Origin of the sequence: Constrictibacter sp. MBR-5 (assembly GCF_040549485.1) — a bacterium.
Lineage (GTDB): Bacteria > Pseudomonadota > Alphaproteobacteria > JAJUGE01 > JAJUGE01 > Constrictibacter.
Genome location: NZ_JBEPTK010000001.1, coordinates 22,229 through 46,555, shown reverse-complemented (window position 1 = coordinate 46,555; position 24,327 = coordinate 22,229). Strand labels below are relative to the sequence as shown.

The 24,327-nt window shown below is 69.0% G+C and carries 26 protein-coding genes; 15 read left to right on the top strand and 11 right to left on the bottom strand.

The features are described 5' to 3' along the window. Window positions 1-73: 73 nt before the first annotated feature. Both ABIE65_RS00235 and ABIE65_RS00230 read right to left on the bottom strand, forming a co-directional pair. Complete coding sequence (locus ABIE65_RS00235) at window positions 74-376, bottom strand: I78 family peptidase inhibitor (protein WP_354074796.1); 303 nt, start codon at window positions 374-376, stop codon at window positions 74-76. Between the two features lie 148 nt (window positions 377-524). Further along, window positions 525-1,754, bottom strand: a complete 1,230-nt coding sequence (locus ABIE65_RS00230) for a sensor histidine kinase (RefSeq protein WP_354074795.1) — start codon at window positions 1,752-1,754, stop codon at window positions 525-527. A gap of 233 nt (window positions 1,755-1,987) precedes the next feature. On the opposite strand from ABIE65_RS00230, the gene ilvD reads away from it, so the two are divergent. Together ilvD and ABIE65_RS00220 are read left to right on the top strand one after the other, a co-directional pair. Continuing rightward, window positions 1,988-3,724, top strand: a complete 1,737-nt coding sequence (ilvD, locus tag ABIE65_RS00225; protein WP_354074794.1) for a dihydroxy-acid dehydratase — start codon at window positions 1,988-1,990, stop codon at window positions 3,722-3,724. A gap of 115 nt (window positions 3,725-3,839) precedes the next feature. Beyond that, window positions 3,840-5,426, top strand: a complete 1,587-nt coding sequence (locus tag ABIE65_RS00220; RefSeq protein ID WP_354074793.1) for a lysine--tRNA ligase — start codon at window positions 3,840-3,842, stop codon at window positions 5,424-5,426. Window positions 5,427-5,445: 19 nt separating this feature from the next. Here the strand turns inward: ABIE65_RS00220 and ABIE65_RS00215 are convergent, their stop codons facing one another. Both ABIE65_RS00215 and ABIE65_RS00210 read right to left on the bottom strand, forming a co-directional pair. Further along, window positions 5,446-5,664 (bottom strand): hypothetical protein, encoded by a 219-nt coding sequence (locus tag ABIE65_RS00215; protein WP_354074792.1) that lies wholly within the window; start codon window positions 5,662-5,664, stop codon window positions 5,446-5,448. Between the two features lie 97 nt (window positions 5,665-5,761). Then, window positions 5,762-7,414: a Na/Pi cotransporter family protein gene (locus ABIE65_RS00210; RefSeq protein ID WP_354074791.1), complete on the bottom strand. Its 1,653-nt coding sequence runs from the start codon at window positions 7,412-7,414 to the stop codon at window positions 5,762-5,764. 193 nt (window positions 7,415-7,607) lie between these two features. Here ABIE65_RS00210 and phnD point away from each other — a divergent pair, with 193 nt between their 5' ends. From phnD to ABIE65_RS00170, 8 genes are all read left to right on the top strand, one after another. Then, window positions 7,608-8,597, top strand: a complete 990-nt coding sequence (gene phnD, locus ABIE65_RS00205; RefSeq protein ID WP_354074790.1) for a phosphate/phosphite/phosphonate ABC transporter substrate-binding protein — start codon at window positions 7,608-7,610, stop codon at window positions 8,595-8,597. A 7-nt stretch (window positions 8,598-8,604) separates the two neighbouring features. Next, complete coding sequence (gene phnC, locus ABIE65_RS00200) at window positions 8,605-9,471, top strand: phosphonate ABC transporter ATP-binding protein (RefSeq protein WP_354074789.1); 867 nt, start codon at window positions 8,605-8,607, stop codon at window positions 9,469-9,471. After that, window positions 9,468-10,295: a phosphonate ABC transporter, permease protein PhnE gene (gene phnE / locus ABIE65_RS00195; protein WP_354074788.1), complete on the top strand. Its 828-nt coding sequence runs from the start codon at window positions 9,468-9,470 to the stop codon at window positions 10,293-10,295. Before phnC ends, phnE (ABIE65_RS00195) begins: the two co-directional genes overlap by 4 nt. Continuing rightward, window positions 10,295-11,110 (top strand): phosphonate ABC transporter, permease protein PhnE, encoded by an 816-nt coding sequence (gene phnE, locus ABIE65_RS00190; protein WP_354074787.1) that lies wholly within the window; start codon window positions 10,295-10,297, stop codon window positions 11,108-11,110. Before phnE (ABIE65_RS00195) ends, phnE (ABIE65_RS00190) begins: the two co-directional genes overlap by 1 nt. Window positions 11,111-11,280: 170 nt before the next feature. Continuing rightward, window positions 11,281-11,748 carry a hypothetical protein gene (locus ABIE65_RS00185; protein ID WP_354074786.1) on the top strand — a complete coding sequence of 156 codons (468 nt, stop codon included), beginning with the start codon at window positions 11,281-11,283 and terminating at the stop codon, window positions 11,746-11,748. 191 nt (window positions 11,749-11,939) lie between these two features. Beyond that, complete coding sequence (locus ABIE65_RS00180) at window positions 11,940-13,235, top strand: pilus assembly protein TadG-related protein (RefSeq protein WP_354074785.1); 1,296 nt, start codon at window positions 11,940-11,942, stop codon at window positions 13,233-13,235. A gap of 10 nt (window positions 13,236-13,245) precedes the next feature. Then, complete coding sequence (locus ABIE65_RS00175; protein ID WP_354074784.1) at window positions 13,246-13,683, top strand: TadE/TadG family type IV pilus assembly protein; 438 nt, start codon at window positions 13,246-13,248, stop codon at window positions 13,681-13,683. Between the two features lie 2 nt (window positions 13,684-13,685). After that, entirely contained in the window at window positions 13,686-14,096 is a 411-nt protein-coding gene (locus ABIE65_RS00170; RefSeq protein ID WP_354075676.1) for a TadE/TadG family type IV pilus assembly protein, read from the top strand. Here ABIE65_RS00170 and ABIE65_RS00165 read toward each other — a convergent pair. Beyond that, entirely contained in the window at window positions 14,090-14,299 is a 210-nt protein-coding gene (locus ABIE65_RS00165; RefSeq protein ID WP_354074783.1) for a hypothetical protein, read from the bottom strand. The genes ABIE65_RS00170 and ABIE65_RS00165 overlap by 7 nt on opposite strands. Before the next feature lie 63 nt (window positions 14,300-14,362). Here ABIE65_RS00165 and nudC point away from each other — a divergent pair, with 63 nt between their 5' ends. Continuing rightward, complete coding sequence (gene nudC / locus ABIE65_RS00160) at window positions 14,363-15,268, top strand: NAD(+) diphosphatase (RefSeq protein WP_354074782.1); 906 nt, start codon at window positions 14,363-14,365, stop codon at window positions 15,266-15,268. Between the two features lie 2 nt (window positions 15,269-15,270). Here nudC and ABIE65_RS00155 read toward each other — a convergent pair whose 3' ends face one another. The 5 genes from ABIE65_RS00155 to ABIE65_RS00135 are packed head-to-tail and all read right to left on the bottom strand — an operon-like array spanning window position 15,271 to window position 19,589. After that, the gene (locus ABIE65_RS00155; RefSeq protein ID WP_354074781.1) at window positions 15,271-16,185 is read right to left on the bottom strand and encodes a class I SAM-dependent methyltransferase; all 915 of its coding nucleotides are present in this window, start codon (window positions 16,183-16,185) and stop codon (window positions 15,271-15,273) included. Continuing rightward, window positions 16,182-17,243, bottom strand: coding sequence for a glycosyltransferase family 4 protein (locus ABIE65_RS00150; protein ID WP_354074780.1), 1,062 nt, complete (start codon window positions 17,241-17,243; stop codon window positions 16,182-16,184). Before ABIE65_RS00150 ends, ABIE65_RS00155 begins: the two co-directional genes overlap by 4 nt. A 10-nt stretch (window positions 17,244-17,253) precedes the next feature. Further along, complete coding sequence (locus ABIE65_RS00145) at window positions 17,254-17,655, bottom strand: 6-pyruvoyl trahydropterin synthase family protein (protein WP_354074779.1); 402 nt, start codon at window positions 17,653-17,655, stop codon at window positions 17,254-17,256. Next, window positions 17,648-18,640 (bottom strand): zinc-dependent alcohol dehydrogenase, encoded by a 993-nt coding sequence (locus ABIE65_RS00140; RefSeq protein WP_354074778.1) that lies wholly within the window; start codon window positions 18,638-18,640, stop codon window positions 17,648-17,650. The genes ABIE65_RS00145 and ABIE65_RS00140 overlap by 8 nt, the downstream gene beginning before the upstream one ends. Next, window positions 18,633-19,589, bottom strand: coding sequence for a RibD family protein (locus tag ABIE65_RS00135; RefSeq protein WP_354074777.1), 957 nt, complete (start codon window positions 19,587-19,589; stop codon window positions 18,633-18,635). Before ABIE65_RS00135 ends, ABIE65_RS00140 begins: the two co-directional genes overlap by 8 nt. Before the next feature lie 134 nt (window positions 19,590-19,723). On the opposite strand from ABIE65_RS00135, the gene ABIE65_RS00130 reads away from it, so the two are divergent. Both ABIE65_RS00130 and ABIE65_RS00125 read left to right on the top strand, forming a co-directional pair. Continuing rightward, on the top strand, window positions 19,724-20,488 hold the full coding sequence (locus tag ABIE65_RS00130) for a CDP-alcohol phosphatidyltransferase family protein (protein ID WP_354074776.1): 765 nt from the start codon (window positions 19,724-19,726) through the stop codon (window positions 20,486-20,488). Window positions 20,489-20,554: 66 nt separating this feature from the next. After that, complete coding sequence (locus tag ABIE65_RS00125) at window positions 20,555-21,649, top strand: hypothetical protein (RefSeq protein ID WP_354074775.1); 1,095 nt, start codon at window positions 20,555-20,557, stop codon at window positions 21,647-21,649. A gap of 21 nt (window positions 21,650-21,670) precedes the next feature. Here ABIE65_RS00125 and ABIE65_RS00120 read toward each other — a convergent pair whose 3' ends face one another. Then, window positions 21,671-22,372: a YggS family pyridoxal phosphate-dependent enzyme gene (locus tag ABIE65_RS00120; protein ID WP_354074774.1), complete on the bottom strand. Its 702-nt coding sequence runs from the start codon at window positions 22,370-22,372 to the stop codon at window positions 21,671-21,673. 86 nt (window positions 22,373-22,458) lie between these two features. On the opposite strand from ABIE65_RS00120, the gene ABIE65_RS00115 reads away from it, so the two are divergent. Both ABIE65_RS00115 and ABIE65_RS00110 read left to right on the top strand, forming a co-directional pair. Further along, window positions 22,459-23,028, top strand: coding sequence for a class I SAM-dependent methyltransferase (locus tag ABIE65_RS00115; protein WP_354074773.1), 570 nt, complete (start codon window positions 22,459-22,461; stop codon window positions 23,026-23,028). Beyond that, window positions 23,025-24,257, top strand: coding sequence for a glycosyltransferase family 9 protein (locus ABIE65_RS00110; RefSeq protein WP_354074772.1), 1,233 nt, complete (start codon window positions 23,025-23,027; stop codon window positions 24,255-24,257). The genes ABIE65_RS00115 and ABIE65_RS00110 overlap by 4 nt, the downstream gene beginning before the upstream one ends. Window positions 24,258-24,327 lie beyond the last annotated feature (70 nt).

Here is a 24,327-nt window from a genome sequence, read left to right as displayed (position 1 = left end):
TGTCGCGATGCCGCGCGTCAGGAGATCCGAACGCCGGAAGCCGGCGATGTCCGGAAATCCGAACAGGCCTCCGTCAGCCGCAGCGGACGGCCTGGACGTTGCCGGCGCGGTCGAGGACGAGGTTCACGCGCTGCGCGTCGAACTCCATCGTATAGGCCTTGTCGGGCTCCATCACCCGCACCCGCCGTGCGCCCGCGGCCTGCCGGACCTCCTCGCCCAGCGCCGCCGTGGCCGGCCGCCCGACCGCGAAGGACGCGGCGTCGGCGTTGCAGGCGCTGTCGGTCGGGGGGCTTGCAGGCGGGGCATGGTCGCGGTGCGGGGCGCATGCGGCGACGAGGGCGATGGCGCAGATCGAGAGAATGGCGGCGTTCTTCATGGATGTCCCCTGCACGGATGGCGTCGTGTGCTCGGTCTTCTGCGGGGAAGGTGGCGGAAATACGCCTGCCGGCAAGCTTCGGCATCGGCATGAGGATATGCGGACTCCGCCGGGCTTCGGCCTCGCCGCCGTGCGGCGGGTGGCCCCGTCAGGCCGACAGGCGGTCCGCCGGGACGGCGATGCGCACGGTGATGCCGTCGCCGCGCCAGTCATACGACAGGGTGCCGTCGAATTGGTGCTGGACGATCGTTCTGACCAGGGAGCCGCCGAAGCCGGTGCTCGCGGGTTCCGCCTCGATAGGCCGCCCGCCGGTTTCCTCCCATTGCAGCGCCAGTTTTCCCTCGCTCAGCCGCCAGTCGACGGCAATGCGGCCGTGCTCCGTCGTCAGCGCGCCATATTTGGCCGCATTGGTCGCCAGTTCGTGGAGGACCAGGGCCATGCCGTTGGAGCTCTGTTCGCCGCAGGAGACGCCGGGGCCTGCGATCGCGAAGCGCGATCCCTGCTCCGTTCCGGAGCGTTCGTAAGGGCTCACGATCGTCCGGATCAGCGTGTCGAGGTCGTGTCCGGCCGCCTTCGCAGCGCCCGCGTGGTCGCGGTCGCCGCGCACCGGCCCCCGGAAGGCGGGCCGGACGAGCGCATGCGCCGTCGCCAGCGCCTGCAGCCGGCCCGACATCAGCTGCACCAGTTCGTCCTTGTCCGAGGCCGCATGGGCGCTCAGCCGCAGCAGGCCGTTCGTCATGGCGAACAGGTTCTTGATCCTGTGGCTCATCTCGCGCGCGAGCATCTGCTGCGCATCCAGTGCCTGCTGCAGGCGTTCTTCGGTCCGGACCATGCGCAGCGCGATGTCGACGAAGCTCGCCAGCTCCTTCATGGCTCGCGCGTGGCCGCGGTCGAAATGCCGCGGGCCCCGGCCGATGATCCAGAGCGTTCCGAGGGGGACCGTGCCGCCCAGGTAGAGGGGCACGAGCAGCGCCTCGGGTATCGTCAGTCCTGCCTCGGCGATCCAGTTGTAGACCCGCTCCGGATGCGCGCAGAGTACGATGTCGTTCCGGTCGAGGGCCACCCCGCAGGGGCTGAAATCGCGCGGTACCGTCGTGCCCTCGAACGGCGAAAGCAGGCCCTGCAGCCAGCGCCAGCGGAAGACGCCCGGCGCCGGCTCCTCCTCGTAGAGGCTCAGCCCTGCCGAGCTGCCTTCGGTCATTTCCATGGCCAGTTCGACGAAGCGCGGCAGGACCTCTTCCGGCCAGCTCGACATGCGGCCGGCGAGATCCTGCAGCGCCTGCTTTTCCTTCAGCGAATCGACGCGGCCCGGCGCCCGCGTGTTCAGCTCGTCCGTTATGAAGACGTCGTCAGCCTGTCGGTGCGCCAGGGAAGCCATGCCCGGTATCATGCGACCAAGACCATCGTTCGTCGATATGAATGCGCCCGCGTCGTCAGGCCGGCGGTGCCGTCATCCGCGTGTCGCCGTGCAGCGGACGTCGGTCTGGCCAGCGCCGATATCAGCACGTATCGTCGGCACCAGTTCAACGTCGCCGCGCCGCGGCAGTTCGCCGCCGCACCGCAGCAGTTCAAAAACGGCCGCACCGCAAGGCAGCGGCGAGGGAGGATCGCATGCCGCTCGACGCAGCAAAGCGCCGCTTCGACAAGTCGAAGCTGCCCAGCCGCCACGTCACCGAGGGCCCGGAGCGCGCGCCGCACCGGTCGTTCTATTATGCGATGGGTATGACCGAGGAGGAGATCCATCAGCCCCTCGTCGGCGTCGCGACCTGCTGGAACGAGGCCGCGCCCTGCAACATCACCCTGTCGCGCCAAGCGCAGGCGGCGAAGAAGGGCGTGAAGGCCGCCGGCGGCAGTCCGCGCGAATTCACGACGATCACCGTCACCGACGGCATCGCCATGGGCCACCAGGGCATGAAGGCCTCGCTGGTCAGCCGCGAGGTCATCGCGGACTCTGTCGAACTCACCATGCGCGGCCATTGCTACGACGCGCTCGTCGGCCTCGCCGGCTGCGACAAGTCGCTGCCCGGCATGATGATGGCGATGGTCCGCCTCAACGTGCCGTCGGTCTTCCTCTATGGCGGCTCGATCCTGCCCGGCCGTTTCCGCGGCCAGGAGGTGACGGTCCTCAACGTGTTCGAGGCGGTCGGCAAGCATGCCTCGGGCGAATACAGCGATGCCGACCTGCACGAGATGGAATGCCACGCCTGCCCGTCGGGCGGTGCGTGCGGCGGCCAGTTCACCGCCAACACCATGGCGACGGTGGCCGAGGCGATCGGCCTGGCGCTGCCCTTCTCCTGCAGCGCGCCGGCACCCTACGAATCCCGCGACGCCCTGTGCGAGGCGGCCGGCCAGCAGGTGATGAACCTGCTCGAGCTCGGCCTGCGGCCGCGCGACATCGTCACCCGCAAGGCGCTGGAGAACGCGGCGACCGTCGTTGCGGCGACCGGCGGCTCGACCAACGGCGCCCTGCACCTGCCGGCGATCGCGCACGAGGCCGGCATCGACTTCGACCTCGACGCCGTGGCCGAGATCTTCAAGCGCACGCCCTACATCACCGACCTGCAGCCGGGCGGCAAATACGCCGCCAAGGACATGTGGGACGCGGGCGGGATCCCGGCGCTGCTGAAGGAACTGCTCGACGCCGGCTTCCTGCACGGCGACTGCATGACCGTCTCCGGCAAGACCCTGGCGGAGAACATGGAGAGCGTGCGCTTTCGCGACGACCAGAAGGTCATCCGCCGCGTGAAGGACGCGATCACCCCGACGGGCGGCGTCGTCGGCCTCAAGGGCAACCTCGCCACCGACGGCGCGATCGTGAAGGTCGCCGGCATGGAGAAGCTGACCTTCTCCGGCCCCGCCCGCTGCTTCGACTGCGAGGAGGACGCGTTCGAGGCGGTGATGAAGAACAAGGTCCAGGCGGGCGACGTTATCGTCATCCGCTACGAGGGTCCGAAGGGCGGTCCCGGCATGCGCGAGATGCTGTCGACCACCTCGGCGATCTACGGCAAGGGCCTGGGCGAGAGCGTGGCCCTGATCACGGACGGCCGCTTCTCCGGCGCCACCCGCGGCTTCTGCATCGGCCATGTCGGGCCGGAGGCGGCTGTCGGCGGCCCGATCGGCCTGCTGAAGGACGGCGACGTCATCACCATCGACGCGGTGAAGGGCACGCTCGACGTTGCCGTCTCCGACGCCGAACTGGCCGAGCGCCGCAAGTCCTGGCAGCCGCGTACCCCCGACCTGCGCTCCGGCGCCATCTGGAAATACGCCCAGACGGTCGGCCCGGCGAGCAAGGGCGCGGTCACCCATCCGGGTGCCGCGGCCGAGATCAAGTCCTACGCCGACATCTGATCTTCCCTCCGGAGCGCGGGCGGGACGCCTGCGCTCCGTCCCCTCACGCCCTACAACGGCTTGACCGCCCGGCGTTCGTCGCTACCTTCCGCCGCACTCGGAAAGGCAGGGCGATATGGGTGCGGATCGGGATCTGGCGATGCAGGCGCGGGCTTGGCCGTTCGAGGAGGCGCGCAAGCTGCTGGCCCGGTTCGAGAAAGCGCCGCCCGAGAAGGGCTACGTGCTGTTCGAGACCGGCTACGGCCCTTCGGGCCTGCCGCACATCGGAACCTTCGGCGAGGTCGCCCGCACGTCCTGGGTGCGCAACGCCTTCGCGTGCATCTCCGACCTGCCGACGCGCCTCTTCGCCTTCTCCGACGACATGGACGGGCTGCGCCGCGTGCCCGATAACGTCCCGAACAAGGAGATGATGGCGCAGCATCTCGGCAAGCCGCTGACCGCAGTGCCGGATCCGTTCGGCACGCACGAGAGCTTCGGCCACCACAACAACGCCCGCCTGCGCGTCTTCCTCGACCGCTTCGGCTTCGACTACGAGTTCCAGAGCGCCACCGACTGCTACCGCTCGGGCCGCTTCGACGCGGCGCTGTTGGCGGTGCTGCGCAACTACGACGACGTGATCAAGGTCATCCTGCCGACCCTCGGGCCGGAGCGCCGGGCGACCTACAGCCCGTTCCTGCCGCTCTGCCCGAAGACCGGGCGCGTCCTGCAGGTGCCGATCGTGGCACGCGACGTCGACGCCGGCACCGTCGTCTACGAGGACGAGAGCGGGGCGAAGGTCGAGGTGCCGGTCACCGGCGGCCATTGCAAGCTGCAGTGGAAGGCCGACTGGGCGATGCGCTGGTATGCGCTCGAGGTCGACTACGAGATGTCCGGCAAGGACCTGATCGACTCGGTCCGCCTGTCGTCGCAGATCTGCCGCGTCCTCGGCGGCCGGCCGCCGGTCGACCTGACCTACGAGCTCTTCCTCGACGAGAAGGGCGAGAAGATCTCGAAGTCGAAGGGCAACGGCCTGACGGTCGACGAGTGGCTGACCTACGCGCCGCCGGAGAGCCTCGCGCTCTTCATGTTCCAGAAGCCGAAGGCGGCGAAGCGCCTCTATTTCGACGTGCTGCCGCGCGCCGTCGACGACTACCGCACCTGGGTCGACAAGGCGCCCGCCATGGAGCCGGCGGCGCTGCTGGAGAACCCGGCCTGGCACATCCACGCCGGCGACATCCCGACGCTCGACCGCGCCGATCTCAGCTATACGATGCTGCTGAACCTCGCCAGCGTCTGCAACGCCGAGGACAAGGCGGTGCTGTGGGGCTTCATCAGCGGCTACGCGCCGGAGGCGACCCCGGCGACGGCGCCGATGCTCGACAGCCTCGTCGGCTATGCGCTGAACTACTACCGCGACTTCGTGAAGCCGAAGAAGAGCTACCGCGCGCCGACCGAGCAGGAGCGCGCGGCGCTGCTGGACCTGCGCGCCGCCCTCGCGGCGCTGGCCGACGATGCGGGCGCCGAGGCCTTCCAGAACGAGGTCTACGAGATCGGCAAGCGCCACGGCTTCGCCAACCTGCGCGACTGGTTCAAGGCCCTCTACGAAGTCCTGCTCGGCCAGAGCGAGGGCCCCCGCATGGGCTCCTTCATCGCCCTCTACGGCCGCGCCGCCTTCGTGACGCTGCTGGACAAGGCGCTGGCTGGCGAGGCGCTCGCCGGGTGAGGGGACCTACGGTCGCTCCTCACGGCCGCATGAACGAATGATCCTCCTCGTCCGCGATGTTGCGGGCGATGAAGGTCATCTCGTCGGCGACTTCCTGGGGCGAGCGGTCGCGGCCGAGGACCTCGGCGGCGACGTCGAGCAGCGTGCGGCCGACCTGGTCGGCGGCGATGCCGTTGGCGGCGGCCTCGGTCAGGGCGGCGTCGACGTGGCGGCGGACGATCTCGAACGGTGTGGGCATGGCTGGCTCCCCCAAAACAACGTTGTTCGGCTCACCGTAGGCCGTCGGCGGCGAACCTGCACATGAGACAGTTGGTCGCCATGCCCCGGGTGCCTCCTCAGTCCGCCGACTGGAGCCGGCTGGCGCGCAGCGCGCCGGTCTGCTCCAGCAGCGGATAGGCCACCGACGTGACGTGGCTGTTGATTCGCTTCAGGTCGCGGATCACGTCCAGGTGCAGGCTGCTGCTCTCGATCGACTCCGGCCGGCCGGCGCGCAGGCGGCCGATATGGCTCTCGGCCGCGGCGCGCTCGGCGTCGCGGATCGCGACCTTCTCGTTCAGTAGCCGCCGGGCGAGGTTGACGTCGCGCGACATGAAGACGTTGAGCGCCAGCTGCAGATTGTCCAGCACCCGGGCGTGGAAGGCGCTGATCTCGGCGAAGCCCGCCTCGGAGAACAGCATGCGGTGGCGGATCTTCTTGCGCGCCAGTTCCATCAGGTTCTTGTCGATGATGTCGCCGACATGTTCCAGGTTGGTCGTGAAGGTCAGGATGTCGGTCATGCGCCGGCTCTCGTCCTCGTCCAGGCCGGCCTGCGACACGCTGGTGAGGTAGAGCTTGATCGCCTCGTTCAGGCTGTCGACCTGGTCGTCCTCCGCCTCGATCGCCTGGGCCAGCTTGGCGTCGTCCGTGCGGAAGACGTCGATGCTCCGCCGCAGCATGTCCTCGACGAGGTCGCCCATGCGCAGCGTCTCGCGCGCCGCGGCGGCGAGCGCCACGGACGGCGTGTCGAGCGCGTCGTCGTCCAGGTAGCGCGGCCGCTTCGCATCGTCCGGCGTCGCCCGCGCCGGGAAGAGTCGCGCGCAGCCTGCCGCGACGATGCCGACCAGCGGCAGGAAGACGAGCGCCGAGGCGATGTTGAACGCGGTGTGGAAGTTGGCGACCTGGCGCGCCGGATCGGCGTCGATCGCCGCGATCCACGGCCCGATCCACGCGATGAGCGGCAGCAGCAGCAGCCCGGCCACCGCGCGCGTCGCCAGGTTGCCGGCGGGGACGCGGCGGGCCACCGGCCCGGCGCTCCAGCCGACCGCCAGGGGTGCCAGGGCGCCGCCGATGTTGGCGCCGATCACGAAGGCGAAGGCGAGCGGCTCAGGGATGACGCCGTGCAGCGTCCACGACATCACCAGCAGCACGATCGCCAGGCTGGAATGCGACAGCCAGGTCAGCGCCGCGGACACCAGCACGGCGAGCAGCGGTTCGTCGGCGAGCGGTGCCAGCACGAGCTGCAGCGTCGGCGAATCGCGCAGCGGTGCGGAGCCGGCGCCGATCAGGTCGAGCGAGACGAGCATCAGCCCGAGCCCGATCATCATGCGCCCGATGTGCCGCCAGCGGCCGGAGCCGACCGCGCTGAACGAGACGAAGCCGGCGATCAGCAGCAGCGGCGCCAGCCAGTCCAGGCCGAACGACAGGATCTGCGCGACCACCGTGGTGCCGATGTTGGCGCCCAGCATGATGGCGAGCCCGGCGGTCACCGCGATCGCGCCGCGCTGGACGAAGGAGACGAGGAGGAGGGCGGTGGCGGTGCTGCTCTGCAGGACGGTGGTGACGGCGACGCCGGTCAGCAGCGCCGTCACGCGCGTGCCGGTACCCTTGGCGATCGCCCGGCGCAGCGCCGCGCCGAAGGCGCGGGTCATACCGGTGCGGACCATCCGCACGCTCCACAGCAGCAGAGCGACGCCGCCGGCGATATGCAGGAGCGTGTCCGTAGCCTTCATCCCCTTTCGTGTGCCGCCGTCACGGCCATGCCGGACGGCCCGCATCCGCGACTGTCGTACCGGTCGACGCCCCTTTCAGCAATCGGCGGCATCGATCGGCGTCATCATACTGTCATCGGTCTTTCACGCCGCTGTAGCGTTGCACTAGGATGAAGGGAGGGAGATGCAACGCTCGAAAAAGGGCTGAACGATCATGTCATTGAAGACGACCCTCATGGCCGCCCTGGTTGGCGGCCTGGGCCTGATGGCGGCCGCCGCGACGCCCGCCGCCACGCCCGCGCTGGCCGCCGACCGCGAATGCCCGAGCAAGCTGGGAGACCGCTACTGCGACTGGGACGGCGACCTCGTCGCCGACCTGCCGCTGGACCGGAAGGACTGGATCGATCCCGGCACCCTGATCTTCGCCTACACGCCGGTCGAGGATCCCGCCATCTACGCCAAGGTCTGGGACGGCTTCCTGGCACATCTGGGCAAGGTCACCGGCAAGCGCATCCAGTTCTTCCCGGTCCAGTCCAACGCCGCACAGCTCGAGGCGATGCGGTCGGGCCGCTTGCACATCGCCGGCTTCAACACCGGCAGCAACCCGATCGCCACCACATGCGCCGGCTTCGTGCCGTTCGCCATGATGGCGTCGAAGGACGGCTCCTTCGGCTACGAGATGGAGATCATCGTCCAGGCCGACGGCCCCATCCAGAAGGTGGAGGACCTGAAGGGCAAGAAGGTCGCCTTCACCTCGCCCACGTCGAATTCCGGCTTCAAGGCGCCGTCCGCGCTGCTCAAGTCCGAGTTCGGGCTGGAGGCCGAGAAGGACTTCACCGCGGAGTTCTCCGGCAAGCACGACAATTCGATCCTCGGCGTCGCCAACAAGGACTATGACGCGGCGGCGATCGCCAACTCGGTCATGAAGCGCATGGTCGACCGCGGCGTCGTCGATGCCGCGAAGATCCGCACGGTCTACAAGTCGCAGACCTTCCCGACCACCGGCTACGGCCATGTCTACAACCTGGACCCGACGCTGGCGGCGAAGGTGAAGCAGGCCTTCTTCACGTTCGACTGGGAAGGTTCGGAGCTGAAGAAGGAGTTCAAGGCGGAGGATCGCTTCATCGGTATCCGTCACAAGAACGATTGGGACATCATCCGCAAGATCGACGCTGCGCTCGGCGTCTCCTACGAGTGCAAGTAGTCCGCCCGTGCTGCGCATCGAGGGACTGGTCAAGCGCTATCCGACCGGCGATCTCGCTCTGAAGACCGTCGACCTGACCGTCCCCGACGGTCAGGTCATGGCGCTTATCGGCCCGTCCGGCGCCGGCAAGAGCACGCTCATCCGCTGCGTCAACCGGCTGGTCGAGCCGACGGGCGGCCGCATCTTCCTGGGCGACCGCGAGGTCACCGGCCTGGGGATCGGCGCGCTGCGGCGCGTGCGCCGGCGCATGGGCATGATCTTCCAGGAATATGCCCTGGTGGAGCGGCTGTCGGTGATGGAGAACGTCCTCTCCGGCCGGCTCGGCTATGTCGGCTTCTGGCGGAGCTGGTTCCGCCGTTTCCCGCAATCGGACGTCGACGAGGCGTTCCGCCTGCTCGGCCGGGTCGGCCTCGACCACATGGTCGACAAGCGGGCCGACGCGCTTTCCGGCGGCCAGCGCCAGCGGGTCGGCATCGCCCGGGCGCTGATCCAGCAGCCGGACCTGCTGCTCGTCGACGAGCCGACGGCCAGCCTCGATCCCAAGACGTCGCGCCAGATCATGCGGCTCATCCGCGAGCTCTGCGCCGAGCGCGGGCTGGCAGCGATCATCAACATCCACGACGTGATGCTGGCGCAGATGTTCGCGCAGCGGATCGTCGGACTGCAGGCGGGCGAGATCGTCTATGACGGCCCCCCGGACGGCCTCACCGCCGACGTCCTCACGCGCATCTACGGCGAGGAGGACTGGTCGCAGACGATCCGGCCGGCGGACGAGGACGGCGAGGAAGGCGACGACGGCGTGGAAGGGGCCGCGACGGAACGTCATCGCCATGCGCCGGTACTCGATCCCGAGCGACTCGCGGGGATGACATGACCACCCCCGTCGCGGCGGGTGCCGTGGCCGGCGGGGCGCCGCGCCGCTGGCGTCCCCCGCCGATGATCGCCGATCGACGGCTGCGCTGGGCGCTCGGCCTCGGCGCCGCAGTCTATCTGGCGCTGGCGCTCGGAACGCTGGAGATCAACTGGGCGCGCGTGTCGGAAGGGCTGCCGCGCGGCGCACGCTTCGTCGCCGCCTTCTTCCCGCCCGACTTCGCCAGCCGCTGGGGCGACATCCTCGACGGCATGCTGGAAAGCGTGTGGATGACGATCGCCGCGACGGCGGTCGGCATCGCGCTCTCCATCCCGCTGGCGCTCGGCGCCGCGCGCAACATAGCACCCCGGCCGATCTACTACGCCTGCCGCTCCGTCGTCGCATTGTCGCGTACCTTCCAGGAGGTGATCCTGGCGATCTTCTTCGTGAAGCTGTTCGGCTTCGGCCCCTTCGCCGGCTTCATCACGCTGGTCGTCGCGACCATGGGCTTCTATGCCAAGCTCCTCGCCGAGGACATTGAGGACATGGATCCCGGCCAGGCGGAGGCGGTGCGGGCGACCGGCGCCTCCTGGACCCAGTGGCTCAACTACGCGGTCCTGCCGCAGGTGATGCCGCGCATGATCGGCCTCGCCGTGTACCGGCTCGACATCAACTTCCGCGAATCGGCGGTGATCGGCATCGTCGGTGCCGGCGGCATCGGCGCCACCCTCAACACGGCGTTCGACCGCTACGAGTTCGATTCGGCGGCCGCGATCCTGATCATGATCATCGTGATCGTCATGCTGGCCGAGTATGCGTCCGGCCACATCCGCCGCTGGGTGCAGTGATGCCGGTACGTTCCGACGACGGCCGCCAGGACTGGCGGCGGCGCACGACCTGGGCGCAGCTGGCGATCTGGGCCGGCTGGCTCGTCGGCGTGGCGCTCTTCGCCTACAGCTTCCAGTTCATCTCGGACCGGACCATCTGGGCGTTCGTCTGGGACGCGCCGGAGCAGGCGGGCGACCTGCTCGAACGCATGGTCCCGCCGCAATGGACCTACATGGACCGGCTGTGGCGCGCGCTCTGGGACACGATCAACATCGCCACCCTCGGTACCTTGCTCTCGATCCTGATCGCGGTGCCGGTCGCCTTCCTCGCGGCGCGCAACACGACGCCCAGCGCCGGCTTCGTGCGACCGCTGGCGCTCTTCGTCATCGTCGCGTCGCGCTCGATCAACGCGCTCATCTGGGCGCTGCTGCTGGTGGCCATCCTCGGCCCCGGCGTGCTGGCCGGCATCTTCGCCATCGCCTTCCGGTCGATCGGCTTCGTCGCGAAGCTGCTCTACGAAGCCATCGAGGAGATCGACCACGCCCAGGTGGAGGCGATCACTGCGACCGGGGCGGGGCGGGGACAGGTCATCGCCTACGGGATCGCGCCGCAGATCATGCCCGCCTTCGCCGGCATCACGGTGTTCCGCTGGGACATCAACATCCGCGAATCGACGGTGCTCGGACTCGTCGGCGCCGGCGGCATCGGCCTCCAGCTCAACGCCGCCCTCGGCGAATTGGCCTGGAGCCGGGTCAGCGTCATCCTGATCGCGATCTTCGTGACCGTCATCGTCAGCGAGTGGGTCTCGGCCCGCGTCCGGCACGCCGTCATCTGACCGTCAGGCTCACGTAGGGGCGGGGCTCGCCCCGCCCTCTCGACCCCATTGCGGCCTTCAGCGGTCACAGGGGCGGGGCGAGCCCCGCCCCTACGAACATCCCCGCCTTGCAAAACAGAATAAAGTCCCATATCTCTCGGCATCGGACTTTATTCACACGAGGATCGGCGATGTTCGAACGCGAACACACCCGTGCGATGCCCCGCCCGCGGCGTCCGCGGCTCGACTGGACCGCGGCGGCGCGGCTGATGGCCGAAGGCGTACCGGCGGAGGAGGTGGCCGGGCGCCTCGGCGGGACGGTGGACCAGATCCGCCGCAACCTGCGCCGGTCGCGGCGCTTCCGGGACCGCATCGACAGCGAACGCCGCACCGTCGCCGCCGAAGCGGCGCTGTCGCTCGGCGCGCTGCGCGGACTCGTCGCCGGCGGTCTCGCCGACGCGGCGGCCTGCGGCAACGTCCGGGTGCTGCTCTGGCTGGCCGAGCACCTCGGCCTCGACGACACGCCGCTGTCGCCGCCGCTCTCACCCGAGGAGCAGGCCGAGGAACGGGCCGAGGCTGAGCAGCGCCGGCACGACGCCATGATCCGCAGGCTCCTCGCCGACGCCCCTCCCGAACTAGAGGTCCAGCCGGATGATTGATTGGCAAAATGGATTAATATCAATACGATAAACGGCTATCTTCATGTGATATTTTGACAGACGAGGGCCCGGACTTGGCCTCAATAGGCCCACTTGGCCCGAATTGGCCCGCACAGGCACATCATTGGCCCGAACGTGCGCCGACAGTCTCACGTTTACGTTCGATTAATCTCCGTTCGCCAACATCGCCTATGAAAAGGGCGATTTCATACAATAGTCTCGGTTTGCGGGGCAAATCCTTCGGGAATTTTGACCGTATCCTTCGGGACCAGGGAGGCGCGATAGCGGTAATCACCGCTCTGGCTCTTCCTGTACTGCTGGGGTTCGCCGCCCTGGGGGTGGACGTTGCGGGGTGGTATGCCCAGGCGCGCGCCATTCAGACCGCGGCCGACGCTGCCGCCATATCGGCGGCCTTGGAGAGTATGCGTACGAGCGATCCCGCTCAGATCCAGGCCGCAGCGCTGCGGGATGCCGCACGGAACGGTGTCGGTGCGGCCAGCGGCGACGACATTTCCGTCAACATTCCTCCTCAGTCAGGGCCCTTTGCCGGAGACCCCAGTGCCGCCGAAATCGTCGTAAACCGGCCGGGCTCTCTGTTCTTCGGCCGCATTCTCGCTTCCGACGGCCCGGTCCTCACCGCCCGTTCCGTTGCGCGGGCGAGCTTTTCCGCATCCGGCCACTACTGCGTCTGGGCGATGAACCCTGAGATGCGAGCTGCGGTGAAGGTTTCGGGCGGTGCCGTCGTCAATCTCGACTGCGGCATCGTCGTGAATTCTGCGGACCTGTCTGCGCTGTCCCAGGATGGCGGAGGATCCTGCCTCACGGCGAGCGGCATCCGCCTTGTCGGCGACTTCACGGGCGACTGCGTCCATCCGCAGCCGACGCGTCAGGCCGCGCATGTGGCGGATCCGCTCGCCGGGATGCCTGCGCCGGTCTATGGCGCCTGCGATACGCATCAGAAGATCAAGGTCATGGGTGGGGAAACCCGCACAATCCAGCCTGGCGTCTACTGCAGCGGCATCGAGGTCCACGGATCGGGTCGCCTCACCTTCGCACCCGGTCTTTACGTTCTGGACGGCGCCGGATTGAAGTTCTCCGCCCAAAGCGAGGTGTTCGGCGAAGGGGTCTTCTTCTATCTCACCGAAAATTCCGGCGCGAGCGACGGAATCGCGATCGCCGGCGATGCGAACGTCGACCTCTCGGCGCCCGTCGACGGGGACTATGCGGGGGTGCTGTTTTTCCAGGACCGCAACGCTCCAGCGAACGTGACCCACACGCTGGCCGGGGGGAGCAGCATGCGCATGAGCGGGATCCTCTACTTTCCAAAGCAGGCGGTCACCTATGCCGGGGGCTCGGAGGCCGACCTCAGTGCGTCGCTGATCGTTGTGGACAGCCTGACATTTACCGGCAACAGCCACGTCGGCAACCTGGCGGCCTCCGCCGTTGCCGAAAACCGCTACCTGGTGCGGGCCGCCTTGCTCGAGTAGGCACATGATGATGAAGCTGCTCCGAGGCTTCCGCTGCGCCGCCGACGGAAACATCGCCGTCGAGTTCGCACTCGTCGTGCCGATCCTGATGGTTCTTGCGCTCGGCACGTTCGACGGTGCGCGCATCTTTCTCGCTCAGCTGCACCTCATCAATGCGGCCCAGGCCGGTGCACAGTACGGCATGCGGGATATGCTCACCGCATCCGACAGCGAGGGGATGGTGCGGGCAGCCCTGGCCGATGCCGCCGACATGCCGATCGAGGTTGCCGCTCGCCAGTTCTGCGCCTGCGCGACCGAGGTCGCCTGCGGCTCCTACTGCACTTCCGGTCAACTCGCGCCCTACTATGTCGAGGTCTCGACAATCGCCGACGTGCGGTTGCTGTTCGGCTTTCCAGGCTTCGAGAACCCAATGAGGCTCGCCGGCACTCGTGTCGTGAGAGTGAATTGACCATGTTGGCGCTTCACCGTTTTCTCGAAGACCGGCGAGGAATAACCGTCACAGAGTTCGCGCTGGTGGCGCCGGCGATGCTGCTGGTGGCGTTTTCTCTGGTCGATCTCGGCCGGATCGGCTTGGCCACCGCGTCCCTCACAAGGGGTGCGCAGGAAGCAGCGCGATATGCGTCATTGCGCGGGGCCGAGTCCGCCGCTCCCGCCACGGCAGAGCAGGTGAGCGCCGTGGCTCGCTCCCGCATCTATGGCCTCGATCCTGGTACTGTGAGCGTGAATGTGGCCTGGGCGCCTGATAACCGTTCGGGCAGTTCCGTCACGGTCGCGACATCCAGCCCGTTCCGTGTCCTGCTTGGCCTGCTGCCTATCGGGCCCGTTACACTCGATGGGCGCTCGACACTCGTCGTTCAGTAGTGCTCTGCTTCGCGTTGCAGCCAGCCGGTCGACATGCCCGCTGTTGGTAGCTCGTGCCATTTGACGGGATTGTCGTTGTCGATGGTGCGCTTCTCCTGAATGGCGAGGATCTCGCGCCACGTCTCCGCCGGGTCGGCGTGCACATTTGTCACCGTGTAGCCCGGCTGGCAGCCGCGTCGCTTCAGCAGGTGCGGACACTTCACGAACTAGCCACAGGCATCAGCCGACCGATTGCCCGCGGCGCCGGCTTATGCCTAGACTTCGGCATGATACCCGATCTCTGGTACACCAAGTCGCCGCTCGACCGCGTCTCCCAGCGTCGCCGCGACGACATCTGGCTCCACGGCCTGCGCAAGGCGGAGCAGACGCGCATCGTGCCCGTGTGGCGCAGCCGCAGCCTCGTCCACGTCGAGGACGAACGCGCGCTGCTGCCGACTCTCGCCGAAGCCGGCGACCTTCTCGACGAGGGGCGCTTCCCGTCGCTGCTCGGCGTGGTCGACGGGGTCGCCTACTTCGCGGTCGACCTGTCGCACATCGAGGACCCCTACGCGCACCCGTATATCGGCGAGCAGGGCGCCTTCGAGGACCTGCGCAGCGTCGGGCCGAACCTCGCGCGCACCGAGGGGGCGATCCTCGCCCATGCGCGCGGGCTGATGCACTGGCATGCGAAGCACGGCTTCTGCGGCGTCTGCGGCAGCCCGACCGAGATCACCCACGCCGGCCACCAGCGCACCTGCACCAACACCTCCTGCGGCGCGCAGCACTTCCCGCGCACCGACCCGGCGGTGATCATGCTGGTCGTGAAGGACGACATGTGCCTGCTCGGCCGCACGCACAATTTCCGGCCGCGCATGTACTCGACCCTGGCGGGCTTCGTCGAACCGGGCGAGAGCCTGGAGGAGGCGGTGGCGCGCGAGGTGTTCGAGGAGGTCGGCGTGCGCGTCGGCGACGTGCGCTACCTGGGCTCGCAGCCCTGGCCGTTCCCGTCCTCGCTGATGCTAGGCTTCCACGCCGTGGCGGAGACGATGGAACTCACCCTCGACCCCGAGGAGATCGAGGACGCGCGCTGGCTGACCCGCGCCGAGGTGGAGAATATCGAGGACCTGGGCATGCAGATGCCGCGGGCCGACTCGATCGCCTACAGGCTCATCCGCACGTGGCTGGACGGCTGATCCTACGGGGTCGGCCCAGCCGAAGGCTTCGGCTGGGCGAACAGGTCGCGGTGACCGACGACGAGGCGCAGGCCACCCGCCTCCGCCTGCGATACGCGGCGGGCCAGCCATGCCTCGGTTTCGGTGGTCCGTGAAGGATCCTGCTCCTTCGCCGCGGTAGCGATCCCGCGGATCGTCTCGCTCAGAAGGCTGCGGGACTCCGCCCCCAGGACCCAGGCGCTGCGCCGGACCGCGACAGGCCAGCCCGTTCGTCCGAGCAGTCCGGCGAGCACGGCGGTGGCCGTGGTGCCCAAGGCGGGGCCGAAGCCCTTGTCGCGGTGCTGATGCGCTTCGAACAGACCGGCGACCGTGGCGTCGAGCGCGTCGAACGGCGCGAAGCGGAGCAGCCCGTCGTCCGTCAGGGTCGCCAGCACCGGCCCGCCGGTACGGTCGACGAGCCGGACCAGCCCCTCCATCCAGTCGTGCGACACGAGGTCGAGCAGCGCCGTCGTCACCACGGCCTCGCCGGGCTGGACGGGAAGCGTGTCGACCCCGCGGCTCAGGTCGCGGCGCACGCAGCGCACGGAAGCGTGCCATCCGTCGGCGACGATCCTGAAGCCTGCGCCGTTGTCGTGGAGCGACCAGCCGTTGCTGCCCGCCCAGGTGCGGCAGGCGTCGATGCAGGCGGCCAGAAGATCGGGGTCGTAGTCGACCAGTCGCCACGTCTGCGCGGCGATGCCCGCGGCTCCCAGCCGTGGTGCCAGGAAGCGGAGGTTGGCGCCGGTGCCGGCGGCGAGATCGAGGAGCCGGGCAGGGCGCTGCTCGCCGGCGGCAACCGCCTCGGCGAAGCGCCGGGTCAGCGCGGAAGATCGCGCCACCGCATCGGCCGGCGCGCGCAGCGCCAGCCAATCGGCATCGAAGCTGCGAGCCTCGCTCACGCCGCCGCCAATTCGAGCTGCCGGGCGAATGCGTCCGCGGCGTCGCTCCAGGTCGGGAAACGGGCGCGTGTCGCGCCCTGGCCCAGGCGATGCAGGAGAGCGCGATCCGTCAGCAGCCGGCGCAGCGCCTCGCGCAGGGCCGGCACGTCGCCGGGCGGGACGAGGATGCCCGCGTCGCCCGGCACCGTCTCCGGGATGGCGCCGGCGGTGGTGCCGACCACCGGAAGCCCCTGGGTCAGCGCCTCGGCGAAGGCCATGCCGAAGCCCTCGTGATAGGACGGCAGCACGAACAGGTCGGCTGCGGCATAGGCGGCCGCCATCTCTGCCGCCGGGCGCTCGCCGTGCAGCAGGACTCGCCCGTCCAGGCCGTGGCGGGCGATCAGGTCGCGCAAGGCCGCCACGGTCGCCGGGTCGCGCGCGTCGCTGCCGACGCAGTCGAGGCGCCAGGGCAGGGCGTCGAGACCGGCCAGCGCCTCGACCAGCAGCGCATGGCCTTTGCGCGGCGTGATGGTGGCGACGCAGAGAAGCGCGACCGGGTCCGCCTCGGACGGCACGCGTCGCGCGGCCACCTCGGGACGGCGGTCAACGCCGGGGCGCACCGTGCCGATCCGGTCGCGCGGAACGCCCATGGCGGCCACCGCCGCGGCGGTGGTGTCGCTGGTGACGATCACGCGTGCCGCCCGGGCCAGGGCCGCGCGCTCGGCCTCGTCGAGCGTCCGTCGTGTGACCGCGTCCACGCCGGTCTCGTCGGCGAGCGGATGATGGACCAGTGCCACCAGCCGCGCGCCGCCGGCCAGTCGCGGAAGTGCCGGCAGGAAGGCGGGGAGGGCCAGGCCGTCGACCAGCAAGATCTCGCCCGCCCGCACCGCGTCCACGCAGTCGGATGCGGCGGCGAGCGCCTCCGCGTCCGCCGCGGGATGCGCGCCGCGCAGCGCGTGGATCCGCAGCGGCTGGCCGTTCGCCTCCAGGCCTTCGGCGATGCGCCTGTCGTAGATGTAGCCGCCGGTGATCTGGCCGATCGGTCCGGCGACGGCGAGATGGACCTGCGCCAGGGTCATAGGCATCGCCTCACGACGGCGGTGCCTCGTATGCGGCCCAGGCGTCGGGCGACTCGCGCAGCAGCACCTGCAGGGCGGAGAAGGTCTCCGGCGGCAGGCCCAGTTCGCCTGCGCGCAGCGCCGCCGAGACCCGCCGGTGGATCTCGCCCGCCAGGAACTCGGTGGTGGTGTTGATGCCGGCGAACTCGGGGATCGTGTCCAGGTTGGCGTAGTTCAGCGGGGCGAGGACCTTCTTCAGCAGGACCGAGGCGGCGCCTATGTCGCAGACGAGGCCGTCCGCGTCGATCTCGGGCCGGCGGAACGTCAGTTCCACGACGAATGTGGCACCGTGCAGCCCCTGCGCCGGGCCGAAGATGGCGCCGCGGAAGCTGTGGGCGATCATGATGCTGTCGCGGACGGTCAGGCTATACATCGGGATCCTCGTAGCGGATGACGTGGCACAGGGCATTGCCGCGCCCGGCGGCGAGTTGCGCCATCGTCTCGGGCAGGTCGGCAAACCGGCTCTCCCCGGTCAGGAAGGCATCGAAGACAGGATCGGCGAGCAGGCGCAACGCCAGTTCCAGCCGCTGCCTGTGGCTCCATCGCAGACGCTTCGCCGGCGCCACCTTGCCGACCTGAGACGAGACGAGGCGCAGGCGGCGCGCGTGGAACCACTCGCCCAGCGGGACGGCGACCGGGTTTGCGCCGTACCAGCTCAGTTCCAGTATGGTCGCCTCGTCGCCTGCGAGACGGAGCGCCGCGGCGAGGCCTTCGGACGTGCCGCTCGCGTGGATGACCAGGTCACGGCCGGTCCGGGCGCCGGCTTCGGCGACGAGCGGCAGCCCGATTGCGTCGGCCAGTGCGTGCCGGTGCGGCGAGGGATCGATCAGTTCGATCTCGACGCCCGGCACGCGCGCCGCGAGCACTGCCGCCATGCCGCCGACGACGCCGCAGCCGACCACCGCGATCCGGTCGCCGACCAGGGGCGGTGCGTCCCACAGCGCGTTGATCGCTGTCTCCAGATTGGCGGCGAGGACGGCGCGCCGCAGGGGGACCGCCGCCGGCACGAGGACCACAGCGGCGGCCGGCACGACATAGCGATCCTGATGGGGGTGCAGGCAGAACACCGCCCGCCCGACCAGGTCGGCCGGCCCGGCTTCGACCGTACCGACCGACATGTAGCCGTACTTCACCGGTCCCGGAAAATCCCCGGCCTGGAACGGCGCACGCATCGTGTCGTAGAGGCGCTCCGGCACGAGCCCTCTGAAGACGAGAGCCTCGGTGCCGCGGCTCACGCCGCTGAAGGCCGTTCTAATCCGGACCTCGTCGGGACCCGGCTCCGGAAGCGGCTCATCCCGGATCGCGGCGCAGCCGGGCTTCAGCGTCCAGAACGCCTTCGCGATCGGTGCATCACCCATCGAAGACGCAGTCGAACATCACGTCGACGCCGAGGGTGATGTGCCGCACACGCGGTCGGAGCACGCGCGAGAGGTCGGCTATCTCTGGCAGCGATATGGCGGGCCTGCCGGAGCCGATCACCAGGGGCGCCACCGTCACCTGCAATCGATCCAGGCAGCCCGCCTGCAGGAAGCGAGAGACGGTGACACCGCCGCCTTCGACGAAGAGCAGCCTTATGCCGCGCTCCGCGAGGGCGGCGCAGATGGCCGCCGGCTGCAGGCCGCCGGTCTGATCGCAGGGAAGTCCGATGACCTGGGCACTGGCGGCTGTGCGGGGACCGGCGGGCTCTGCGGCGTCCCTTCCGCAGAACACCAGGGTCTCTGCGTTCCCATCGGTGAAGACGTGGCGATCGGCGGGAAGGCGGCGCTGCGGGTCGATGACGACGCGCAGCGGGTTGCGGCCGTCGACGCGGCGAACGGTGAGGCGCGGATCGTCCTGTCTCACCGTTCCCGCACCGACCAGGACAGCGTCGGCGAGCGCGCGCATCCGGTGCGTGTGGGTTAGGTCCGCCGGGCCGGTCACCCATTGGGAGACGCCGCTCACCGTGGCGATCCGACCGTCCAGGCTCTGGCCGAGGTGGCCGACGACGTAGGGACGGCCGTCGCCGCCGGACTCGCGACACAACGGCATGTACAGGTCCAGGAGAAGCGCCGCACCCCGGTCGGGCGGTGCTGCGCTCTCCCATCCGCCATCGTCGGTGCTGATCAGGATCGCGTCGCGGGCGCGTCCCGTCAGAACGTCAAAGCCGCTGCGGTCGTCGCAGCGCCGCAGCGACAGGTCTCCCCGCGTCCTGCCCGATCGCCGCGTATGGTCGCGAACCGCCAGCAGTGCGGCCCAAGCCGTGTCCGCATCGACGTCCGGCCGCCTGGCCGCCCCCGGCGGGCGGGCGGCCTCAAGTTCGATCCTCAAACGGTCCCCTCCGCAGTTCCGCGTCGCAACCTTGTCTCCGAGTGCTCGCGACCACAAAGATGATAGAGCGAGAAGCCGACCCGCCCACTGTCCGGTCGGGGCGATCCTTTAGATACGTTCTGCGAGGCGCTCAGGTGCGCATCCGCTCTTTCGAGGCGACGATAACTGAACTCCTCTTGCTGTGTGCGGCGGGCATGATGGCCGCCGCGGGTTTGGGGCGTTTGGCGTCCGTGCCCGCCGGGGTCGGCATGGCGGTGTGCTGGGCGCTGACGATCCTCGGCGCCGGTGTGGCGGCGTGGCGATGGGGCCGTGACAGGGATCTGCGAGCGGCCGATCGCATCACGCTCGCGCGAGGCTTCGCCACCAGCCTCGTGGCAGCCGGAGCGGTGTCCGCTCCGGAACTGTCCGATGGCCAGCTTTGGCTCCTGGCCGGCATGGCGGCGATTGCGCTGGTGACGGACGGCGTCGACGGCTTCGTCGCGCGACGAAGCCGATCCGCGTCGGAGTTCGGCGCGCGCATGGACAGGGAGGTGGACGCCTTCACCACCCTCGTTCTCGCAATCCTGGTCTTTCGCCTGGGCCACGCGGGCATCTGGGTCATCGCGTCCGGCCTCATGCGCTACGTGTTCGTCGCGGCGGGATCGCTGTGGCCATGGCTGCGCGCCGACTTGCCGCCGAGCCGCCGGCGCCAGACCGTCTGTGTGATTCAGGTCGCGACGCTCGTCGCGTGCATACCGCCCTGGATGCCGGCGCCGTGGCCCTCGGTCGCGCTGCTGGCGGCGTTGGCGGCGTTGTCGTGGTCCTTCGCGCGCGACATCGCCCTCCTTGCCAGGAAGGGCAGGACTGGCCCGGCAGCAGATGCCGAACGGTCGGCAAGATCTGCCCGCCCGTTGAGATAGGCCCGCCATTTTGCTGGCCTTTCGGGTGGCACCGTTGTTGCTCTCCATCGGGACGAGGAGGATCGGATGACGACAACCGCCGCGCTGCCGCCCACCATTCAGACCGTCGAACCGATTCGCCCGCGGGCGGCGGCGGTGCGGGCTGACTGGAGCGCCGCCGATGCGTTCGATGTCGAAAAGGGGACGATGGGTGGCTACACCCAGGCGGCCACCGAGGATCTGACCTTCAGCGACCTCGTCGATCTGATCAATCCGCTCCAGCACATTCCGGGCGTGTCACAGGTCTATCGGGCTCTGACGGGCGATACGATCAAGCCCGCGGTCAAGGTCATGGGCGGCCTCGTGTTCGGTGGCCCTGCCGGCTTGCTGCTGGGCGCCGGCGGTGCGGTGGTGGACAGCATGCTCGGCGATCCGCTGGCGCGGGTTGCGGACGCCGCCCTCGGGACGAACTCCTCGCGGACCTCGCCGGCGACCTCCATTGCCGCCGCTACGGCTCCGACTCTGGAGTCCGCCGCGATCACTCCACCGGATACCACAGCACTGCAGCAGGTCGCCGAGCTCCCCAAGAGGGCCACCAACCCAGGGGAACCGGTACTCCCACAGTCCGTGCGACCGGATGAGGCCCCGGCACCTGCTGCCGAGCCGAAGGCGGCGGGGCCTGCGGACATCGGCGCGGCGGGTGAAGCGACGCTCGCGGCCCTGATGGCCGCCTCGCAGCCTCGGGATCTGAAGGGTGCCGAGCCGCCCAACCGATTCGATCTTGCCGCCTACAACGGCAATGCCGGTGCCACGCGATCCGCCGCTGGAAAGGACATTCGCACTTACTTCGCCACGGCCGTCCCGAGCGTGCCGGTCGTGCGGCGGCCGCCCGTTGCGGCCGCCGCCGAGGCAACGGCGGAACCCGCTTCTGCCAAGAGTGCCGCCTCGGCGCCTGCCGAAAATGCGATCGGGCGGGCCTCTGCCCCGACGGTTCGAAATGAAGCGCAACCCGTCGGAGAGCCCGATCCGGTTGCCGCCGAGCCGGCGCGCGCGGCACCGCAACCCAACCGGCAGGTGCCGCCGTGGTTCGCCGACCGCGTCCTGCAGAATCTCGATCGCTACGGCGGAGCGGGTCAGCCGGCTCGCAAACCCACCGAAAGTGGAGGCGCCAGTTCGGGCTGAGCGCGGCTGCTCCGGCAGCGCCTACTTCTGCAGGCGTGTCCCGAAGATCGCGCTGCCGACTCGGACATGGGTGGCGCCGAGCCGCACGGCGATTTCGTAGTCGCCGCTCATTCCCATGCTCAGCCCCGACAGCCCGTGCCGCTTCGCCATCTCCGCGAGCAGCGCGAAGTGGGGCGAGGGCTCCTCGTCGGCCGGTGGGATGCACATCAGGCCGACCACTTGAAGGCCGAACTCATCACGGCAGCGCACGATGAAGGCATCGGCATCGGCGGGCAGCACGCCCGCCTTCTGCGGCTCCTCGCCGGTGTTGATCTGGATGAAGCAGGGAAGCTGGCGGCCGGTTCGCGTCATCTCCGCGGCCAATGCCTCGGCGAGACGTGGTCGGTCGACGCTCTCGATGACGTCGAAGAGGGCGACGGCCTGCTTCACCTTGTTGGTCTGCAACGGCCCGATCAGGTGCAGTTGGAGGTCGGGGTAGAGCGGCCGGAGCGATTCCCACCGGCCCGCCGCCTCTTGGACCCGATTCTCGCCGAAGACCCGCAGGCCGGAGGCGAGTGCGGCCTCTATGCGCTCCGGCGGCTGCACCTTGCTGACGCCGACGAGCGTTACCGCATCGGCGGAGCGGCCTGCGGCCGTCGCCGCTTTTGCGATGCGTCCACGGACCCCCGCCAGTGCTGCGGCGACCGTGATCTCGACTTCGTTCTGTTCCGTCGCGTGTTCCATGGAACGGACTTTAACAGCCGGGCGGCTTGATTCCACATGCTGGGTTATGATGTCTGCGCATTGTCGGCAAGGATGTGGAAAGACCGGTGCGGCTGAACCTCGGATGCGGGCTGAAGAAGATGGAGGGCTGGGTGAACGTGGATCACTCGCCCGCCTGTGCGCCCGACGCCGTGGTGGACCTGGAGCAGTTTCCGTGGCCGTTCCCCGACGACGCGGCGCAGGAGATCGAGCTTCGCCACGTTCTCGAGCATCTGGGAGCGACACCTGCGATCTACCTGAACGTCATCCGGGAGCTCTATCGGGTGTGTGCGCCGGGCGCCTCGGTGCGCATCGCCGTGCCGCACCCGCGACATGACGACTTTCTCAGCGACCCGACGCATGTGCGGCCGGTGACCCCGCAGGGCCTGGAACTGTTCGACCAAGCCAAGAACCGCGAATGGGCGGCGAAGGGGATGCCGAACTCGCCACTGGGCATTTACCTCGGCGTCGATTTCGCCATCGAGTCGGTGAACATGCGGCCCGACCAGCCGTGGCGCGGTGATCTGGACGCCGGAAGGCTGAAGCCGGCCGATCTCGCCGTCGCGATGCGCCGCTTCAACAACGTGATCAAGGAAACCGAGATCGTGCTGCGTGCGGTAAAGCCCGGGCGGGCATGACGGTGCCCGATACCGCGGTGACGCGCACCCCGCTGCTGAAGTTCGCCGCGAAGGCACCGTTCCGGTTTCGCCAGCATAACACCGGCGAGAACGCGCTGCAGATGGGCCGGGGCGGCGAGACCTTCTATACGACGTCGGAGCAGTTCGCGAACCGGGTGGTCGTCGCGACGCCCAAGCAGTTCCGGGTGATCGAAACCCGTGCCACACTGCCATCGCTGCCGCGAAGCGACTGGCCGACCTACGACTTCACCGGCAAGCGTGCCCTTTTCCTGCTGCCATCCCAGGCTCTCGGCAGCAACGTCGCGACGCTGCTTTTCCTGCAGGCGCTGCGCGAGAAATTCTCCATGGGCGGGCTTGGCGTCTTCTGCGCCCGCTCGGCCGCCGATATCTACCTGACGGACCCGCAGACGACCGTCTTCCCGCTCTGGATCGGCGAGCGGGAACTGCGGCGGTGGGATGTTGTCGTCGATCTCGGACATCTGGAGAGCCGTCGGGACATCGACATTTGGCCGGTCGATATGGAGGCCGATCTTCTCGAGGCGTTCAATGTGGCGCCGAGCCGGCGATACGGTGTAGAGGGGAAAGCTCTTCCCGCGGACCGTCCGCCGGTGATCGGCATCCTGCCACTGGCGTCTTCCCCGCTCCGCACGTTGCCGATCGCGGCGACGCGCGCACTCTGCGAAGCGCTGGCGGAACGAGGGCGCGTCGTGCTGTGCCTCAACAAGGACCAGCACCAGGGCGTCCTTTACGCCCGGGAGATCGGCGGGTTGCCAGCTGGCGTAGAGATTCTTGACGGTTTCGCCAGTATCGGCGCGCTGCTGTCGGCGATCGACGGCTTCGACTATGGAGTATTCGCCGATTCCGGACCGGCGCATATGAGCAAGTTGTTCGCGACACCCGGCGTCGCCGTCTATTCGTCTGCGCCGGGCGATGTGCTCCAGGGGCGTTTCCGTAACCTCGCGAACTGGACGATTCCTTTCGTAGGGCCGCACTGCGCCACGCCTTGCGGCCTCGCCAAGCTGAGGGCTACTCCCGCGGGGCGCATCGGCTGCATGGGCTCACTCGAAGTGCCGATCGAGGGACTGCCGAGTATCGCGCGCGGCGCCAACCCTCAAGTGGTCGAGCGGCTGCTGCTGGCGGAGCCGGTGCCCTGCATCGCAGCGCTGCGGGATCGGCCCGAGGGTCTGACTTCTTTCGTGCTCGAAGATCTCGCGCGGCGTGCCACTTGACCGCCCGATCCGGCCCGGACTCGAAGCCCTGCCGGCCACATGTTAGTTTCTGCCGAAGTTGGCGCTGTGT

Excerpts from the sequence above, each read along its gene's own strand:
- ABIE65_RS00185 (WP_354074786.1), top strand. The coding sequence starts at position 11,281 with ATGTTCGAACGCGAACACACCCGTGCGATGCCCCGCCCGCGGCGTCCG.
- ABIE65_RS00120 (WP_354074774.1), bottom strand. The coding sequence starts at position 22,372 with ATGGAACACGCGACGGAACAGAACGAAGTCGAGATCACGGTCGCCGCA.
- ABIE65_RS00170 (WP_354075676.1), top strand. The coding sequence starts at position 13,686 with ATGTTGGCGCTTCACCGTTTTCTCGAAGACCGGCGAGGAATAACCGTC.
- ABIE65_RS00140 (WP_354074778.1), bottom strand. The coding sequence starts at position 18,640 with ATGGGTGATGCACCGATCGCGAAGGCGTTCTGGACGCTGAAGCCCGGC.
- ABIE65_RS00220 (WP_354074793.1), top strand. The coding sequence starts at position 3,840 with ATGGGTGCGGATCGGGATCTGGCGATGCAGGCGCGGGCTTGGCCGTTC.
- phnD (WP_354074790.1), top strand. The coding sequence starts at position 7,608 with ATGTCATTGAAGACGACCCTCATGGCCGCCCTGGTTGGCGGCCTGGGC.
- ABIE65_RS00150 (WP_354074780.1), bottom strand. The coding sequence starts at position 17,243 with ATGACCCTGGCGCAGGTCCATCTCGCCGTCGCCGGACCGATCGGCCAG.
- ABIE65_RS00230 (WP_354074795.1), bottom strand. The coding sequence starts at position 1,754 with ATGGCTTCCCTGGCGCACCGACAGGCTGACGACGTCTTCATAACGGAC.
- phnE (WP_354074788.1), top strand. The coding sequence starts at position 9,468 with ATGACCACCCCCGTCGCGGCGGGTGCCGTGGCCGGCGGGGCGCCGCGC.
- ABIE65_RS00235 (WP_354074796.1), bottom strand. The coding sequence starts at position 376 with ATGAAGAACGCCGCCATTCTCTCGATCTGCGCCATCGCCCTCGTCGCC.
- ABIE65_RS00215 (WP_354074792.1), bottom strand. The coding sequence starts at position 5,664 with ATGCCCACACCGTTCGAGATCGTCCGCCGCCACGTCGACGCCGCCCTG.
- ABIE65_RS00125 (WP_354074775.1), top strand. The coding sequence starts at position 20,555 with ATGACGACAACCGCCGCGCTGCCGCCCACCATTCAGACCGTCGAACCG.
- ABIE65_RS00145 (WP_354074779.1), bottom strand. The coding sequence starts at position 17,655 with ATGTATAGCCTGACCGTCCGCGACAGCATCATGATCGCCCACAGCTTC.
- nudC (WP_354074782.1), top strand. The coding sequence starts at position 14,363 with ATGATACCCGATCTCTGGTACACCAAGTCGCCGCTCGACCGCGTCTCC.
- phnE (WP_354074787.1), top strand. The coding sequence starts at position 10,295 with ATGCCGGTACGTTCCGACGACGGCCGCCAGGACTGGCGGCGGCGCACG.
- ABIE65_RS00210 (WP_354074791.1), bottom strand. The coding sequence starts at position 7,414 with ATGAAGGCTACGGACACGCTCCTGCATATCGCCGGCGGCGTCGCTCTG.
- ABIE65_RS00180 (WP_354074785.1), top strand. The coding sequence starts at position 11,940 with ATGAAAAGGGCGATTTCATACAATAGTCTCGGTTTGCGGGGCAAATCC.
- ABIE65_RS00175 (WP_354074784.1), top strand. The coding sequence starts at position 13,246 with ATGAAGCTGCTCCGAGGCTTCCGCTGCGCCGCCGACGGAAACATCGCC.
- ABIE65_RS00110 (WP_354074772.1), top strand. The coding sequence starts at position 23,025 with ATGACGGTGCCCGATACCGCGGTGACGCGCACCCCGCTGCTGAAGTTC.
- ilvD (WP_354074794.1), top strand. The coding sequence starts at position 1,988 with ATGCCGCTCGACGCAGCAAAGCGCCGCTTCGACAAGTCGAAGCTGCCC.